Here is a 16,850-nt window from a genome sequence, read left to right on the forward strand (position 1 = left end):
TTAAGTTGATGGATGTGTGGCGGTACCCCATTAATAGAAAACTACTGCAAGAGTTATAGTTTTATGTTTTCATTTCCCTTTTGGCATTTATCTTTTAATCAGATGAATGCTTTTTTTAGTACATAATAAAAAAATAACCAGAAAAACTGTCACAAAATCCGTTTTTCTGGTTTCTCTATAATACAGGCATCAAATTGAAAGTGAGGTTTAAACTAACATGTTAACCATAGAAAATGAAGAAAGTCATGCTTCTGATATACCTTTTGAAGATTTATTTAAGCAGTACTATGCTTATGCTGTGAAACAGATTATATGGATTGTTAAAGATCAATCTATCGCTGAAGAGTTAGCACAAGAAGTGTTTTTACAATTATATCGTAGCGACTGGAAAGTAATTGAAAACATACCTGGATGGTTGATTAAATCTTCTACTTATGTAGCTTATAACCATTTGCGATCTGAAAAAAGGCAACAAGCGAAGATTGATAAAGAAATACAATACCATGAAGTACAAAATGTTTCATCATTAGACGATGATTGGATAAGAAAAGAAGAAATTACAAAGGTACAAACGATACTAAATAAAATGAATGATCGAGAACGAACCCTTTTACTAATGAAATTCTCTGGTTTTCAATATAAAGAAATTGCAGAAATACTTCAAATTGAAATATCTTCTATTGGAACATTATTGGTCCGAGCCAAAATGAAATTTCGCAAGATTTATAAACAAATGGAGGAGGCATAACAAATGAAATGTTATGATATCGGATTTATTCAAACATATATTGATGGAGAACTTTCTCATGATATAAGAAAGGAATTCACAAAGCACCTAGATACATGTGAAGCATGCCAAGATTTATTAGTAGAAATTAGTAAATTAAATCAATGGGAAAACGTAATGCTAGATGAAGAATCTGCAAATTCACCACAAGAAATCAAAATTGATATAGAACAAGCATGGAAAACATTTGAAAGTCGTTCCAAGCTAGACAATGTTTCTAATATAAATCACAAAAAACAACAGAAGAAGGGACTCTTTACAAACATGAGTAAAAAATCAAAACGTTTCATGTATACAGCAGTAGCTGCAGCAGCACTTTTCACAACAGCAATGATTCCACAAGTACAAGTAGCGGCTACAAATGTTGCCTCATATTTTTCTGATGCAATTACAAATGATAAAGTTGTAAATGAAGGAATACAAGATGAAAATGGTGTCACACAAGATATGATGAAGAATGGTAAATATATTCCTATTGATGAAAAAATTATAGATCAAGGTATTACTGTACATTTCAAAGAATTATATATCGCAGATTCACGTATATCAGTTCATTATAGAATGGAAAAAGCTGACGGAAGTTTAGTACCATTTGAATTTGATACATCAGGATTAGAGCTCGAAAGTGATGGTAAAATTAATGGGCAACAAGAGGAAAACCCTGAGATTAAACATGAAGGGAGACTATCATTTATCCATGATTCAGATGACCGTCTTCCTTTTGAACTTATGGCAGCAGGTAAAAAATTAAATGATGTAGGCATTCGTGATAATGATAAACCCGAAGGTGTTGCTACATTTGTTATAGTTTCTGAGGGAAAAGACGATTTTAAACAGCCCCTTACTTTAGATGTAAATATAAATAGAATTGGAAAAGTAATTGGATCTTGGAAAGGTGAAATTCAAATTGATACTTCACATCTGAAAAATAATACTAATTAAAATGAAAAAAAGAATAGAACAATATGTATCTAATGCTCAGTTTATATGTTTTCTTGCTTTCGTTACATTTATTTCTTATATAGTTTTTACTCTATCTTTTATTTATGATTTAAGTTTATAACCTTAAATCAATCATTTAAGACCATTACAAGAAAAACCTCCCTAAAAAAGTAGGAAAATAAATAACCGGTCCCTTAACGTATAAGGAATCGGTTATTTTGTATCTAAAATGTGTCTAAACTTACAATTTTCTTTTTTGATATGGTGCCCCTATAGAGAAAGAATTTTTTCGTTTAGGGGGTACTTCAAAACCTTAACTTGATGGCGATGGGGTCCCGCCAACATAACGCGAATTTCGTACGCTAAGGAATTTTTTATTTAAAAAACTTGGTTTTCCGTACATTAAGAGTGTTCCATAAACGGTATTTGATGTTTGATATAAAAATTTGTTTTTGGTAATGAGTTTTTGAACTGAATTTTAAACATATTTCAGTCAGTTTTGATAGATATAAATAAAGTTCCTTAAACGACCGTTTTAGGGACTATTTGGACTGGTTAGTCAACATGTGATACCGCCAGCATTTCGAAAAAAAACACGCTAAGCAAATTAAATAAGAAATAAGCAGGTTTTTATCACGTTAAGAGTAAACCTATTTATGAAAAATAAAATTCTTAAAAAATGGAGAGCCGATACCATAAACCTGCATTATTAATGTAGAATTTTGATGTTGGTTCTTTATTTACTAAAATAGCAAGTTAGTGAATAAATTGCTCATATTTTTTCGAGAGGAGGTTAAGCAATGAGAGCGCCGTATCAAGTATTGATATTTCCTTATATAAAAACTGATGATTCCATTCAATATACCATTTTTAATCGAAGTGATTATGGTTATTGGCAAGGAATAGCTGGTGGTGGAGAAGATGGTGAGACTCCTATTGAATCAGCAAAACGGGAAGCGTTTGAAGAGGCTGGTATTATAAGAGAATGTCCATATATAAAACTAGATTCTGTGTCTTCACTACCAGTAGAGGATGTAGTTGGTGAATTTCTTTGGGGAGAAGATGTTTATGTAATAAAAGAATTTTCTTTTGGAGTTAAAGTTCCTACAAAAAATATTAAATTATCTAAAGAACACTTCAAGTATAAATGGTTGTGCTTTGAGGAAGCCGTAACGCTTTTAAAATGGGATAGTAACAAAACAGCTTTGTGGGAATTAAACAAAAGGCTGTTAAAATAATTTAAGTGTTAGTTAACAAAGCCGATAATAGAAATCACACATTAAACATATATTTATACGCGTTGTTACTACACGCTAAGGAATAGTAATAAAAAGATGATGCCGATAGAACTATATAAAAACCAAAAGAATCCTAAGATGGGGAATGTTTTATGAAAATTAAGCATGGTAAACCTCCTTGGGTATATAAAGGATTATAATACATCGTTGGTCTATTTAGAATACTAACCATGAATTAGATGGCATTAGGCATGGTTAAACTAATAGAAATGATACATTAAACGTATTTAATGAGTCTGCTAGGTATAAAGATAATTGATAATCATATAATGATATGGAAGGGCCTTTTCTAACGTGTTAGTTACCTCAACGTATATGTATCTCTTGGCGCCTGGGCGAGGGTGCTTTTTTTATTGCACATTATAATATGGACAAGCATAATATTATGTAACAGGACGAGTTCTTCGTGTCCTGTTCAATGCTCAGGATAAACCCCAATTCACATTGAGAGCACCAATAGCGAGGGTGCTCTCTTTTTATTGAATCTACATTTATTTTTATGCCTAATGAATTCGCTAAGTGGATACTATTTCATGTAAAAGGGTGATTTTATTTATATTCTGGATAGATTTCTTGCGGAATATGTAACTAGAGCCGTATTTAAATTGAAATATGATACGATAGTTGTATATATACATTTAGATGGTAAGAGGGGATAAAAGTTGATGAAAAACCATATAAAAGTAAATGGAAAACTCCTTCAAACAAATATATACAATTTTAATTTTTTTGGAGGCGTTCTTCAATAAGTTTTGCTTTTTCATTCACTTTTGTTGTATATGTGAAATCACCGTAACAATATGGATATCTAAAATTTTGTTTATTTCCACCACAAGTGTATGTAGCTGGATTCTGATCAACTTTCAACTTAGAAAACTGTTTAGCTTTATCTTCCGAGTGTTGTTTAGCTTCTTGATTGGCAATAAAATCAATATAGCCTGGCCCCATATTATAGCTTTGAATAATTGTATCCATACTAACACCTTTTTCTTCTCCATATCTATACATTTGAACAAAGTGCTTTACCCCTTGTTTAATGCTCAAGTTTATCTCTTGGATTTCATTTGGCTTTAATCCAAGTGATTCGGAAGATTGCATAGGGTCGTTGCCCTCACCCCTACTCTCGTGGTACATAATTCCTAGTAAAATTGCTGTTTTTTCTCCCAAATTATATTTTTCTAATTCTGTTTTCATGATGGGCTCATATTGCAATAAACGTTCCTCGGTAGCAAACGCTTTATTTTTTTGAGTATTGGTTTTGTCATTAAAATATAGTATCCCGATTATTGTTCCTAACCCTAAAATACTAATAAAGAATAATATAATAGTTTGTACTTTTCTCTTATTCTTCAAATATTACTCCTCCTTTTACAAGAAACCCTATTTTCAATGGTGGCTGGTTATTAAAAAAATTCAATAATTCTCTATTTCCCAGCTTTTTTAGACTCGAAAATTTTTTTCTAAATGCTAAGTTTAATAGAAAAATTTAAAGATAAGATAAAGATAAAATAAAGTCTATTTTTTAGGGTATCCATTATGTGTTCTAAAGGCTTCAGATTCAAGAGATATATTATCTACATAACCCATAAGAGAGAAGGAGGTAAGCAAAATGTCACTTGAAACAGACATAATTCTTTCTTTATTAGATATAAAACTGTGGATGGCCCATCATTCGGAAATTAGTCGCTTAAAAATAAAAAAAAAATTAAAATCAGAACCGTACCTCAATAAGTCTTCAAGTGTTAATAAAAGAAAACTATATAAGGTGAGGGAATAAAGATTCAACACCAATGATTATCAAAAATTGAAGTGCTAATGATTATAATAAAAAAGAACCTTCAATAGGTTCTTTTTTATAGTTGGTAAATACGTTATCAACAATAGATGGTAATAAAGATAGAAATTTAGACACTTTTTATTAATGGGCTAAGTTTTCTTAGGAAGAAATCTATTTCTCATGACTGATCGCTAGATATAACAGGATATATCATTTATTAATTTGGGTGGGTGATTTAGCTTTTTGAGTTTACCACACTAAAATTTAAATTTTGTTTAGGGACAAAATGTTAAAGTGTTACATTCTGAATTAACAGAAAATTAAGGTGGTAAAAATCCTATTAAATCTTTTATCAGGTAACTCATATTTCTTTGGCCTTATTTTCATGGTATTACCGAACGTTTATATGTCTCTAAGGGAAAGAAATACTTTAAGTTTTATTACCATCTAATGTTTGATTAAGATGGTAATATGAAAATAAAACGTTTACAACTAGAAAATAAAGAAAAAATATAAAAATTCGACTTTTTTCGACATTACGACTATGAGAGAAAGAATCTAAATTAAGTAAATCTTATATTTAGAGGGGATATTTACCTTATACATAACGGTTAAAACATTTGCAAATGTTTCACGAGTAATTAAAAACGTCGAATATAAAATTATATTGTGACAATTTTAAACGAACATACTTTATAATTCATACTTAGACTAATAAATTAATTACTAATAAATTAAATACGCTATATTTAATAGAGTATAATACGGAATATTTAACTTTAATATTCCATATTATATATAATTATGAATCATTTAACATATTAGTTGCGGGAAATTTTGACATAAGATATTTTAAATATTAAGCACAGAAACATTTCAAAGAAAAAGAGCTATTTTAAAATGTACCCTAAAAACGTTTTTCCTAAAAAGTAGTAAGATTTTGCAAAACGTTTCTGTGCCTAATTAGATGAAAATAATATAATAAATTGTTTAAAAGAGATAAAAATAAGTTACTTTTATGGAGAAAATATACATCCCATACTATTAGAATTATGTCAAATTGTAGTTTGCAAATTACATTTCAAAGTATAAAAGGGGCATTTATTGCAGCTCGAATATCTATTACTTTTTTCTTGAAAACATTATTATGCAAATAGCATACTTAACGTAAACTTGCGCTTAACGGTACTTGTGAATAAATTGTGAAATTGCTACTCTATGTTTCTAACTAGCATTTTTGCACCAGAACCATATAAAAAGAGGACGAATAGTTACGTCTTCTTTTTATATGGTTATATTAGCTACAAAATAATATCATTTAAATAAATCTTCTATTATATTAGCAGGGGATAGTGATAGAGAAGTGTGTTCCTTTTCCTAGTTCACTTTCTATCTCTATATCTCCGTTTAATTCTTTAATAATACTGTACGCAATCATAGTACCAAGCCCAGTACCTTTTTCTGTTGTTGAATAAAATGGCAAGGCAATACGTTTTATTTGTTGGGAAGACATTCCTATTCCTGTATCAATAATATCAATTACAATATTATCTTTTATTTTTTGTATATTTATTTGTAATACGCCACCATTTTTCATAGCCTCAATTCCATTTTGTATGATGTTGGTTAGACATATTTTAAATTTTTCAGTATTAGCATTTATGTAAAGGGAATCTGTTGTAATATGCTGTTTTATTTCAACATTATATGAAAGAGCGAGTGGTGAAATATTATCTTTCACTTGATTTAATATGTAATTAATATCTAGTTCCTCTTTTATAATGTTTTGTGGTTTGGTTAAAGATAAATAGTTATTAATAGTAGATTGTATTTGCTGCATTTCAAGTAACATAATTTCTAAGTACTTATCTTGAGACATCTTAGCACTCTCATCTTCATTTAGTAATTGAGTGAATCCACGTACCGTGGTCAGTGGATTATGAATTTCATGCGCGATCGATGCAGCTAGTTCGCTAGCTATATAAAATTTTTCTGCTCTTTGCATTCTTTCTTTTATTTTATATTTCTCGATCATTCCTTCTATTAAATAAACTGATAATAATACTGTGAAAATATTTATGATTATATAATTGAATAAAAATTCAATGAGAGTAGAGTCAATTTTAACACCTGTATTTATTTGCGTTACAATACCGCAGATAGAAAGGGAAGTTGTACATATCAAAATAAGTAGAATACTTAATAATATCTTCTTTTCCTTGAAATAAGTAGGTGACAAGTAACGAAACATGATTGTAATAACAGAAATAATAGTAAAGATAATAAATGATGGGAAGACTCCGCTTCCACCTAAGTAAAATCTATAAGAAAGATATAAAACTCCAATACAAATAATGCTCTTTGTATTTCCATATAGAAAAACTAATATAATGGGAATAAAACGTAAATCATAAATGAACCCAGCGTGTAAATGAAAAGGAAAAGTCATACAAAAAATAATTGCAATGGAGGAAAGTACAGAAATTAATATATTATTACATGCCATTTTTTCTTTATGTTCTAGCCAAAATACTTGGTAACTAAGGATACAAATAATAATAATAAATGTATTTAATAATAGTGTAGGAATTCCCATAGTTTATACCTCTCTGAGAGTTTGTAAGTAGGATTATGTATGTGTTTAATCTAGGTGTTTGATTTTATTAGATTTTCTATCTTTAAAAAAGAAAAGGAAGGGCACTTGAAAAAGTGCTTTTTTACCATTTATATTAAAATCGATGAGGAAGATAGAAATAAAAAGTTACTTTTACTTATGAACAAAAAAATTGAAAGTAGCCCTTGTATAGGTAAAAGATAAAGCAAATTACAGAAATAGTTACGTTTCTCTGGAGTGAATATTCCGAAAAAACATTGTGTATGGCGAAATCCATTTTATAACCTTCGCCATATTAACATGTAACTTATTAAATTACAAAGAAAAAAATTAAAAATTATTATTTTTTTCTTTGTAATTTATTTAAAAACGTAAAAGTATTCAAGAGGTTACCATTGAGATGCTAGGGTACTTAGACCAATATTCGAACTTAGTAATAACGTTGTTACTTTTTTACTAATATTCTTAATACTAATTTTAGTATAATTAATTGATTGAAAGTTCTAATAATTATCTACGTGCCCCTTTTTTTATATCATTTTATATTAAATACAATGATATTTATTGTCACATAATAATGCAAATTTCCAGTAAACTAATAGAAAAAATCCTATAAAAACATAATTTACTATCTTTTATATAAACATTGCAGGTGTAAATGCAATAAAATTTCATTATTAATACATATATTCAATCTGAAAATATCTGTTTACATATTAAAATATCTTTGTAGTGGTCCTTCATGCCAAGAATCGTTTCCGTACTCCAACTACCGTTATTCTAGTATTTTACCAAGTTTCTTATTTTGCTAAGGTATCCTAATATTGTTACTTTTGTGAAATGGAATGTTTTAATATTATAATTTATAGCGGTTGTTGAGAAAATAAATAATTTGTAAAAATAATATAATATTTGTAACTTTATGTCTTATAATATGAAATATCTTCGTTGTGATTATTTTAAATATTTGAATAATACATCGGATTCATTTTATCTAGGTAGGTTTTAAAATTGGGGAGAAGAGTTGTTAAAAGAGTTTTTGCATTATTATCAGTACTAGCATTATTCTTTAATGTGTTTCTACCGAAGGCAAATGCGGAGGTTATGACGCATGAAAAGTATTCAATGAACTGGAGTTATAGCAACAGTTTAGGTAAGTACATTCGAACTGAAATTATTAAAAATTCAAGCGGTCAAATTGCTTATTGTTTAACTCTTGGCTTAAAATCACCAAATGGTGAAGATCTTCCTGAAATGGGAAAACAGATAATGTAGTATATAGGGTTCTATTAAATGGTTTCCCACAAAAAAGTATAGAACAACTGGGAGTAGCTAATAAGAATGAAGCACATTATGCAACTCAGCTTGCGGTTTGGAATGCATTAGGTCAACTTGATGTAAATGAATTAAAGCATGAAAATAAAAATGTTGAAAAAGCGGCTAAGACAATTATTAATGCTGCAAATACAAGTGAAGATACTCAAGATATTTTTATGAATGTGATTCCTGCTGAAAAGCAAAAGGCAGAATTAAAGGGTGAGTTTTTTGAAACAAACCTATACACAGTACAAACAAATGCTAAGAGTGGTTCTTATAAAGTAGTAGCGAAAAATGCACCTAATGGAGTTAAAATTGTTAGTGAAAATGGAGAAGTGAAAGATCAGCTTTCACTTGGGGAAAAATTCCGTATCCAAATTCCTAAAGATACAAAAACAGGTGAATTTAATCTAAGTGTTGCTACAAATTTAACTAAAGTTCAAGCAATTGCTTATCGCGGTACTGATACTGTTCAGAATGCTACAGTGCTACTAGAAAGAAATGAGGAAAAGCTTAGTAGTGACCTTGCAGTAAATTGGGAAGCTGCTGGTTCTTTAAAAATTAAAAAGGTTGGGGAAAATGGAGAAATATTAGCTGGTGCAGTATTTGAAGTCTTTAATGCAAATAATGAATCAGTTGGAAAAATCACGACGGGTGCTGATGGTACTGCAGAATTAAATAACCTACCAATTGGTACCTACACAGTAAAAGAAATTAAAGCACCAACAGGTTATGTTTCAGGTGATAAACCACAAACTATTGAAGTTAAGACAGGGGAAATAGGAGCTGTTCAAGTAGTAAACAACAAAGTAAAAGGTAACATCGAAATAAAAAAACTTAGTGATTCAGGTAAGATGTTACCTAATGTTGAATTCACGGTCTTTACTGAAGATGGAAAAGAAGTGAAAAAAGTAGTAACAAAAGAAAATGGAATTGCAAATGTTGATGGTCTTACGTATGGTAAATATTATTTCTTAGAGACAAAAACACCTAATGGATATATTGGAAATAAAACAAAGTATCCTTTTGAAATTAAAGAGCACAATAAAACACTTACTTTTACAGTGGAAAATACAGAAGTGAAAGGTAGTGTGAAATTACTAAAAGTAGATAATGAAGATATCAGTAAAAAATTAGAAGGTGCAGTATTCGAGCTAAAAGATGCAAGCGGGAAAGTAATTGGGGAATATAAGACAGATAAAAATGGTGAAGTTAACGTCAAAGATTTAGCGTATGGTAAATATTCATTTGTAGAAAAGGCTTCTCCAAATGGTTATGTTCTTATTACAGAACCAATTGTGTTCGAAATAAAGGAACACGGAAAAATTATTGAGCTATTAGCAGTTAATCATCTTATCAAAGGTGATCTAGAAATTACAAAAGTTGATGTAGCTGATGGAAACAATAAGCTTCCGAATGCAGAGTTTACTATTTATAATGAAGCAGGAAAAGAAGTAGTTAAAGGGAAAACAGACGATAAAGGTATCGCGAAGTTTGAAAAGTTACCATTTGGAAAATACACATATAAAGAAACTGTTGCACCAAAAGGTTATGTATTGAATGAAGAAATATTCTCTTTTGAGATCAAAGAGAATGGTCAAATCATTAAACATATTGTCAAAGATGAAAAGATTCCATCAGTAAAAACAACAGCTACTGATAAAACCGATGGTACAAAAGAAATGCACACTTCTAAGTCTGTAACAATCCAAGATAAAGTGGAATACAAAGACCTACAAGTAGGTAAAGAGTACACTTTAAAAGGTAAATTAATGGATAAAGAGACTAATAAACCATTAGTTGTAAATGGTAACGAAGTAACTGCTGAAACTAAGTTTACACCAAAAGAAACAAACGGTTCTATTACACTAGATTTCACTTTTGATGCAACTGGTTTAGAAGAAAAAGAAGTAGTAGTATTCGAAGAGTTACTGAAAGACGGAAAAGTTGTTACTACACATGCTGATATCAATGATAAAGGTCAAACAGTTAAGTTCGTTAAGCCATCAGTAAAAACAACTGCTACAAACAAAGCTGATGGTGGAAAAGAGATTCATTCAAAGGATTCTATCACTATCCAGGATAAAGTGGAGTACACTAACTTAGTTGTTGGTAAAGAGTACACTGTAAAAGGAAAATTAATGAACAAAGCTATTAACGAACCATTATTAATTGATGGTAAAGAAGTAACAGCTGAGACTAAATTCACTGCAAAAGAAAAGAATGGTTTTGTAACATTAGACTTTTCTTTCGTTGGTGCTGAACAGCAAGGAAGAGAAGTAGTCGTGTTTGAAGACTTATTACATGAAGGTCAAGTAATTGCAACACATGCTGACATTAACGATGTAGGTCAAACAGTTCGATTTGTAGAACCTTCTATTAAAACGACAGCTACAAACAAAGCTGATGGTTCTAAAGAGTTAGACGCTTCTAAATCTGTAACAATCCAAGATAAAGTGGAATACAAAGACTTAATTGTGGGTAAAGAGTACGTTGTAAAAGGCAAACTAATGGATAAAGCAACAAAAAAACCATTATTAGTTGATGGTAAAGAAGTAACAGTAGAATCTAAGTTTACTGCAAAAGAGAAAAATGGTTCTATCACACTCGATTTCACATTTAATGCTTCTGCATTACAAGGTAAAGAAGTGGTAGTGTTTGAAGAATTGTATCAAGATAATGTCTTGGTAGCTATACACGTTGACATCGAAGATAAGGGTCAAACGGTGAAATTTAAAGAAGTAAAACCGGAGCAACCTAAACCAGAACAGCCGCATCAAGATAAAAATACTCCAACCTCAGAACAACCAAAAGAGCAAGTAAAAGAACAACCACAACCTAAGAAAGAAGTTCAATCTAAAATTGGATGGTTACCGCAAACAGGTGCTGATCTTACAAGTTGGATCTCTATGGCTGCAGGCGCATTACTGTTAATTGTTGGTGGAGTTATTTTCTTAAAACGTAAAAACGCATAAAAATTAAAAAATAAGCACATCTGTTTTTACAGGATGTGCTTATTTTTATGTTAGTAATTTAGTTCTATTTACAGTATTTTAATCTATTTGATTATTTTTGAGTTGTTGTAATAATTCCCTGTTTTCTTTTCCTTAGCTTCCAAAGTGTCAGCTTCTAAATTCACTGTGAGACAAAATCCCTTAGCTATTTCAAAAGGTCTCATAGAGAACTGGGGGATATAATGCTCTTTTTTTACAAACTGTGTTTTTTCTGCCGTGATAAAGCAACAAATCCTTTCCTGCTATCATTATAGAGATAATTTTATCAAAAAAAGAGAGCGTTATCTCTTCAATTTAGATAAATGAGACACAAAGTAGTATGGTGTGACAGAAGTGGCTTTGGCCTTACTGAAATGTTAAAGGGAATTTTCATTCATATAGATTGTTTTAAAAAAGGTGCGAAGTCAATTCTATGACTTTGCACCTTTTTATTTCACTTGAACTTTGTTTAAGCGCGTTTATCTACTCATTGTTACGCGTGAATTGCGTTTAAAATCGACACTTTATTCGTAGTAAATAATACATAATTTTGTTTTACAGTTCTAATTAATATACGATCAGTTGTCCCATATGCTGTTCCGATACGGATTGCACTTGGTTCTTCAACACCCGCATAGGTAGCATCTTCGGTAACCTCAATCACATCACGTAATGGAATCGTGACCTCCGCAAATTGCCATGAAATAATTAACTCTTCTTTTGTTTTTTTGACATCAATACCTAGCATTATACCAAGACCTTTCTATAATAGAATGCTACACTTCTTATCTTATTATACAAATTTTTAGATTATTTTTCTACATGTATGAATAGAGCTGATATTTTAAGGGTGCCAAAAGAAAGGGAAGATATACTATCAATCTATTAAGGAATACGTTATGAAGAAAAGTTCACAGGGAATTAATATGGATTTGATATGGTTGAAGTATGATGAATGAGTAACAGTAGGAGTTGCAGGAAGGAAATGAATGATGAGACTTAAATTAGTAGGAACCTTAACTTGTATAGTAGTAATGTTAGGTATCTTTATCATTTACACCAATATATCTATTGGTAAAGAACCATATAAGACAAACCATGAAACTAGTGAAAACTCCATAAATAAAGAAAAAAATAGTAAGCAAAATCGGACCTCAAATAAGATAGCAAGTTCCTTTGCTAGTATACAGGCTGTAGTAAATAAGGAATATGGTTTACCCGAAGACTATATGCCAGAGGATTTAGTTGTACCAAATGTACCGTTCTCATTTAGTGGAACGGTAGAAAAGAGTCATCTTCGTAAAGAAGCAGCGGAAGCGTTAGAAAAACTATTCCTTTTAGCTAAGCAAGATGGGATCCAGTTGAATGCTGTTTCAGGATTTCGTTCCTATGAGTATCAAAAAGGTCTGTATGCCAACAATGTTAAAAAGAAAGGGCAAGAGCATACGGATCGCTTCTCTGCAAAGCCAGGGCATAGCGAACATCAAACAGGGTTAACGATGGATGTTTCTTCTAAAAGTGCGAACAATGAACTAGAGCTATCCTTTGCGAATACGAAGGAAGGAAAATGGCTGAAAGAAAACGCGCATCGTGCAGGGTTTATCATTCGTTATCCTAAGGGGAAGGAAAGTATTACGGGTTATGCATATGAACCTTGGCATATTCGCTATGTAGGAGATATTGCTGAAAATATATATAAGGAAAAACTGACTTTAGAAGAATATATGAATCTGTGAAAATAGAATTGAAGAGTTAAACTGTATTCATTGTTTATGAATGCTACTTTTTCTATTAAAAAGCCTAATTTCTCAATGTTTTGTAGAGAAATTAGGTTTTTTTCATCACTTCATTAGAGTTTTTTAGGCTTCGTTCGTTGGTATACTTCACACAATATTATAAAGGAAATAGAACTTACTGAAGATAACATATGAATGTTTTATAAATGTATCAAAAAAATGAACAAAATCGTTATTTTGCACAACAAGGTAGTCAGCTTAATGAAATAACTGCTTGTAAAAAAAGAAGCCCTACAGGAAATATTACAGGGCTTCACCAAGTTGAGTTATGTCGTATTCACAAGGGATTTTAACATGATATTTGTGTTGAATAAACTGGTAAATGTGTCCAAGTAATTTGGAGCTATTTTATAAAAAAAGAGAAGCGCTTAATCAGGACGCTCCTCTTAATGCCAATACACAATAACTATCCCATTATACTGTATAAGCGTAAAATATTTAACAATTACCTTCATGGTAAATATTTCATTTTGTCTTAGTACCTTTAAATCACGAAAAAAGGTTCTGCTGTTTCCAACAGAACCTTTCCTAAAATGGCAAAGAGTAACTCTTACCTTACTCTTTGTTCATATACTACAGGAGTTTTAATGAAAATCCAAGGCTCCTTATATTGAGAAATAAAGAAGAATCATTATAAAAATTTTTATCTTTTTTCATAAATAAAAGAGCAGCTAGCAAAAACTAACTGCTCAATACAAGGAGATACAGAGAAAACTAAATGGATTTTGGCATACAGCCTATCAACATTATGGACATAATATTGATTTTTATTCGAAGGAATTCATGTTTTACAAATCAGATTATGATAGTCGATATTCTCCATATTGACCAGAAAAGAACCAAGAATTCTAGTGAAATTCCAAGTGTTCTTTTCCTAGTTTTTTGAAATTCTTTTACTAAATAGCCAATAGCGCTAATTGCTAGAAGAATGAAAAGAATAAGTTCTAGTGTAACTGGCATTTGATCTACTCCTAATCCATTATTTTAATTTAGTATATAACGATTATAAGATATTTTTTTGTGGTTAGTGGTGAGAAATTAAACAAAACCATCTCTTTACGAAAAAAGGTCCTGTTGTTTCCAACAGAACCTTTCCTAAAATGGCAAAGAGTAACTCTTACCTTACTCTTTGTTCATATACTACAGGAGTTTTAATGAAAATCCAAGGCTCCTTATATTGAGAAATAAAGAAGAATCATTCTAAAGAATCTTATCTTTGTTATAAATATAAGAGCAGTTAGCAAAAACTAACTGCTCATCTCCAAGGGGGAACAAGGAGAAAAATCTAATGTCATCTATATTATTGACGGAATATTGAGTTTTACTCATAAAAACTACGTTTAACTTAATGCATAACCCACAATCAAAGTTAGTGTTAAAAACACTGATAATAACAATGTTAGTAAGACTGTTGCTACACTCCTAAGCATCGCAATCCAATTATTCATCTTAGAAAATCCTATAATGCCAGCAAAAAAAGTTCCTATTGTTAAAACTAGTAATATAAATAAAGGGTGAATGTGTAATGAATCCGTGAAAAATTTGAATAATTCAAGTGGAATTTCAAAATATAAACGGAATAGTCCAACGCAAATCAAAGAGCATATAAAGGACCATAGATTGAGGTTATGCTTCATAGCTTTCTCCTATGTTTTCAAAATAGTTTTACTCAATTTTAATGGGAAATGAAGGAAAAAGATAGAGGTTATAAATTAGAATCAATTTTTTAACAAAATAATCCTTTTAATAGAAAGCGAGGAATAACAATGGGACTCGGAAACCGTGGGATGGCATTTGAAATGCTTATCAATCTAGCGAATGAAATGTATCATAGAAACAATTAAAGAAAAAGGCGCTTCTATTAAGTCGTTAAAAGACAATTGGCTTGATACTACAAGCGATAATCCATACAGCACTTTCCTACTCACTGTAATGGCTGGTGTTAATCAGTTAGAACGTGACCTAATTCGAATGCGGCAACGAGAAGGTATTGAACTAGCTAAAGAGCGTGGTGTTTATAAAGGGCGCCCTAAGAAGTACGATGATGATAATCCTAATATGGAACATGCTTTAGATCTGCTTGCAAACCGAAAGGAAAACAAGCTTACAGTAAAGAAGATATGTGAAGTTACAGGTGTAAGCCGCACGGTTCTTTATGAGAGAGCAAAAGAAAAGGGAGTTATGTAGATTTTAAAGCAGCGAATCCGCTGCTTTTTTATTTTATCAAATAAATTGTTTTTGAGTAGAAATGAAAATAGGGGTTTGCCTTAAACATTTATTATTAATCAAGAATATGAGTATAGAAACAGGCTTAAATTTTGTAATGGTGGAGGGGATTGTTGTGGACATAACTCAAAGTGTGGTAAGAATAGTGGTTAATGGGAAAGACCTTCCGTTCACTTCAGTTCAAACCTCTGCATGGAATCATGGACCTGTAAATGATTTAATCGTTTCGACGAATCAGAGAGTGAATGAGCTTTATCAATTCATGTGGTCACAAGTACCAGTTACGATCTCGGTGTATTTTCTTCAAGGGGCGGACTTAATGAGATTCGCTAGGATCGCTGGAATTAATGAACGTGTAACGGGAGAATATATATATCATTTCATTTGGGGATAAGAAGAATTCAAAGTAGCTTAACAGCTGCTTTTTTATTTTGCATAGAAAAAGGAACCATAATAGGCTCCTTAATTTGATTCAGAAGTTGTGTAGTTTTTCTTGATGATATCTTTTATGTTGATAATTAAGGATATAAGGAATCCAGCAGCTAGGATACCGTTTACCCAGTAATATGTATTCCCGGATGTAAATTTATTATAAAAGGAATCGATATTATAATACACTAAGCCTGCTGAAATGACGGTAGAGATTACTAACGTACCAAAACTTTTCATGACGCTGCCCTCGGATTCTGAAATTTTAGACTTTTAATACAATTATACATTTAAATAAAAAGGTTTACAAAGGGATTACCATAAGGAGGATTTATAACGAGTTTCTTCCAATTGATGGTTTTTATTTTTGAAAAAATAACTATTTTATAAAAAATATTTTTTTGACCCCCATAAAATTATTTGTTCCTTCGAATATATATAAAGTAGAAGAAAACAGTAGAAGAAAAAGCTAAAATTACCAAAAATATAGCGAAGAGTTATTCAAAGATTGCAGCTAAAATAGAAAAGAGCAAGAAGAACAAGTGGTATTGCAAAAGAAAACAAGAAAGTAATACAAAATACAGACTTCACTTTAGTACAAGTGGAAAAAATAGTCATATAAAAAGTCGGCCTCGAAAAATATGAGCACCAGCAAGAAGACAAGCCCAAAG

11 protein-coding genes and 3 pseudogenes are annotated in these 16,850 nt (G+C 30.8%); 9 read left to right on the forward strand and 5 right to left on the reverse strand.

The window, feature by feature from the left end; all coding sequences use genetic code 11:
- The first annotated feature begins 217 nt into the window (after positions 1-217).
- The 3 genes from B5P40_RS26760 (at position 218) to B5P40_RS26770 (ending at position 2,967) form a co-directional block, all read left to right on the forward strand.
- Entirely contained in the window at positions 218-748 is a 531-nt protein-coding gene (locus tag B5P40_RS26760; protein WP_002190245.1) for an RNA polymerase sigma factor SigX, read from the forward strand.
- Between the two features lie 3 nt (positions 749-751).
- Positions 752-1,729, forward strand: a complete 978-nt coding sequence (locus B5P40_RS26765; RefSeq protein ID WP_078177526.1) for a DUF4179 domain-containing protein — start codon at positions 752-754, stop codon at positions 1,727-1,729.
- An 800-nt stretch (positions 1,730-2,529) separates the two neighbouring features.
- Entirely contained in the window at positions 2,530-2,967 is a 438-nt protein-coding gene (locus B5P40_RS26770) for an NUDIX hydrolase (RefSeq protein ID WP_113710200.1), read from the forward strand.
- A gap of 780 nt (positions 2,968-3,747) precedes the next feature.
- Here the strand turns inward: B5P40_RS26770 and B5P40_RS26775 are convergent.
- Entirely contained in the window at positions 3,748-4,380 is a 633-nt protein-coding gene (locus B5P40_RS26775; RefSeq protein WP_113710201.1) for a lysozyme family protein, read from the reverse strand.
- A 256-nt stretch (positions 4,381-4,636) separates the two neighbouring features.
- Here B5P40_RS26775 and B5P40_RS32965 point away from each other — a divergent pair, with 256 nt between their 5' ends.
- On the forward strand, positions 4,637-4,804 hold the full coding sequence (locus B5P40_RS32965; RefSeq protein WP_002137499.1) for a hypothetical protein: 168 nt from the start codon (positions 4,637-4,639) through the stop codon (positions 4,802-4,804).
- A gap of 1,339 nt (positions 4,805-6,143) precedes the next feature.
- On the opposite strand, the gene B5P40_RS26780 is transcribed toward B5P40_RS32965, so the two are convergent.
- On the reverse strand, positions 6,144-7,400 hold the full coding sequence (locus B5P40_RS26780; protein ID WP_063217447.1) for an ATP-binding protein: 1,257 nt from the start codon (positions 7,398-7,400) through the stop codon (positions 6,144-6,146).
- 1,029 nt (positions 7,401-8,429) lie between these two features.
- Here B5P40_RS26780 and B5P40_RS26785 point away from each other — a divergent pair.
- Positions 8,430-11,710, forward strand: a pseudogene (locus B5P40_RS26785) (VaFE repeat-containing surface-anchored protein).
- A gap of 511 nt (positions 11,711-12,221) precedes the next feature.
- On the opposite strand, the gene B5P40_RS26790 reads toward B5P40_RS26785, so the two are convergent.
- On the reverse strand, positions 12,222-12,476 hold the full coding sequence (locus B5P40_RS26790) for a SunI/YnzG family protein (RefSeq protein WP_002035246.1): 255 nt from the start codon (positions 12,474-12,476) through the stop codon (positions 12,222-12,224).
- Positions 12,477-12,720: 244 nt separating this feature from the next.
- Between B5P40_RS26790 and B5P40_RS26795 the strand changes: the two genes are divergently transcribed.
- Complete coding sequence (locus tag B5P40_RS26795; RefSeq protein WP_033728243.1) at positions 12,721-13,464, forward strand: M15 family metallopeptidase; 744 nt, start codon at positions 12,721-12,723, stop codon at positions 13,462-13,464.
- A gap of 1,400 nt (positions 13,465-14,864) precedes the next feature.
- Here the strand turns inward: B5P40_RS26795 and B5P40_RS26800 are convergent.
- The gene (locus B5P40_RS26800) at positions 14,865-15,161 is read right to left on the reverse strand and encodes a hypothetical protein (protein ID WP_002142559.1); all 297 of its coding nucleotides are present in this window, start codon (positions 15,159-15,161) and stop codon (positions 14,865-14,867) included.
- Positions 15,162-15,290: 129 nt separating this feature from the next.
- Between B5P40_RS26800 and B5P40_RS33805 the strand changes: the two are divergent.
- From B5P40_RS33805 to B5P40_RS26810, 3 genes and pseudogenes are all read left to right on the forward strand, one after another.
- Positions 15,291-15,359: pseudogene (locus B5P40_RS33805) on the forward strand (Holliday junction resolvase RecU); the annotation flags it as partial.
- Positions 15,352-15,711 (forward strand): annotated as a pseudogene (locus tag B5P40_RS26805) (recombinase family protein); the annotation flags it as partial. The pseudogenes B5P40_RS33805 and B5P40_RS26805, both read left to right, overlap by 8 nt.
- Positions 15,712-15,772: 61 nt before the next feature.
- A complete protein-coding gene (locus B5P40_RS26810) occupies positions 15,773-16,144 on the forward strand; it encodes a hypothetical protein (RefSeq protein WP_002084333.1) in 372 nt (123 codons plus the stop codon).
- 68 nt (positions 16,145-16,212) lie between these two features.
- Here B5P40_RS26810 and B5P40_RS26815 read toward each other — a convergent pair whose 3' ends face one another.
- Positions 16,213-16,419 carry a hypothetical protein gene (locus tag B5P40_RS26815; protein WP_000834521.1) on the reverse strand — a complete coding sequence of 69 codons (207 nt, stop codon included), beginning with the start codon at positions 16,417-16,419 and terminating at the stop codon, positions 16,213-16,215.
- Positions 16,420-16,850: the final 431 nt, after the last annotated feature.

The sequence above is a fragment of the Bacillus sp. SRB_8 genome, from assembly GCF_003264205.1.
Classification (GTDB): domain Bacteria; phylum Bacillota; class Bacilli; order Bacillales; family Bacillaceae_G; genus Bacillus_A; species Bacillus_A mycoides.

Coding starts and splice junctions, on each gene's coding strand:
- B5P40_RS26765 (WP_078177526.1), top strand. CDS start 752: ATGAAATGTTATGATATCGGATTTATTCAAACATATATTGATGGAGAA.
- B5P40_RS26780 (WP_063217447.1), bottom strand. CDS start 7,400: ATGGGAATTCCTACACTATTATTAAATACATTTATTATTATTATTTGT.
- B5P40_RS26800 (WP_002142559.1), bottom strand. CDS start 15,161: ATGAAGCATAACCTCAATCTATGGTCCTTTATATGCTCTTTGATTTGC.
- B5P40_RS32965 (WP_002137499.1), top strand. CDS start 4,637: ATGTCACTTGAAACAGACATAATTCTTTCTTTATTAGATATAAAACTG.
- B5P40_RS26795 (WP_033728243.1), top strand. CDS start 12,721: ATGAGACTTAAATTAGTAGGAACCTTAACTTGTATAGTAGTAATGTTA.
- B5P40_RS26810 (WP_002084333.1), top strand. CDS start 15,773: ATGAAAATAGGGGTTTGCCTTAAACATTTATTATTAATCAAGAATATG.
- B5P40_RS26815 (WP_000834521.1), bottom strand. CDS start 16,419: ATGAAAAGTTTTGGTACGTTAGTAATCTCTACCGTCATTTCAGCAGGC.
- B5P40_RS26770 (WP_113710200.1), top strand. CDS start 2,530: ATGAGAGCGCCGTATCAAGTATTGATATTTCCTTATATAAAAACTGAT.
- B5P40_RS26760 (WP_002190245.1), top strand. CDS start 218: ATGTTAACCATAGAAAATGAAGAAAGTCATGCTTCTGATATACCTTTT.
- B5P40_RS26790 (WP_002035246.1), bottom strand. CDS start 12,476: ATGCTAGGTATTGATGTCAAAAAAACAAAAGAAGAGTTAATTATTTCA.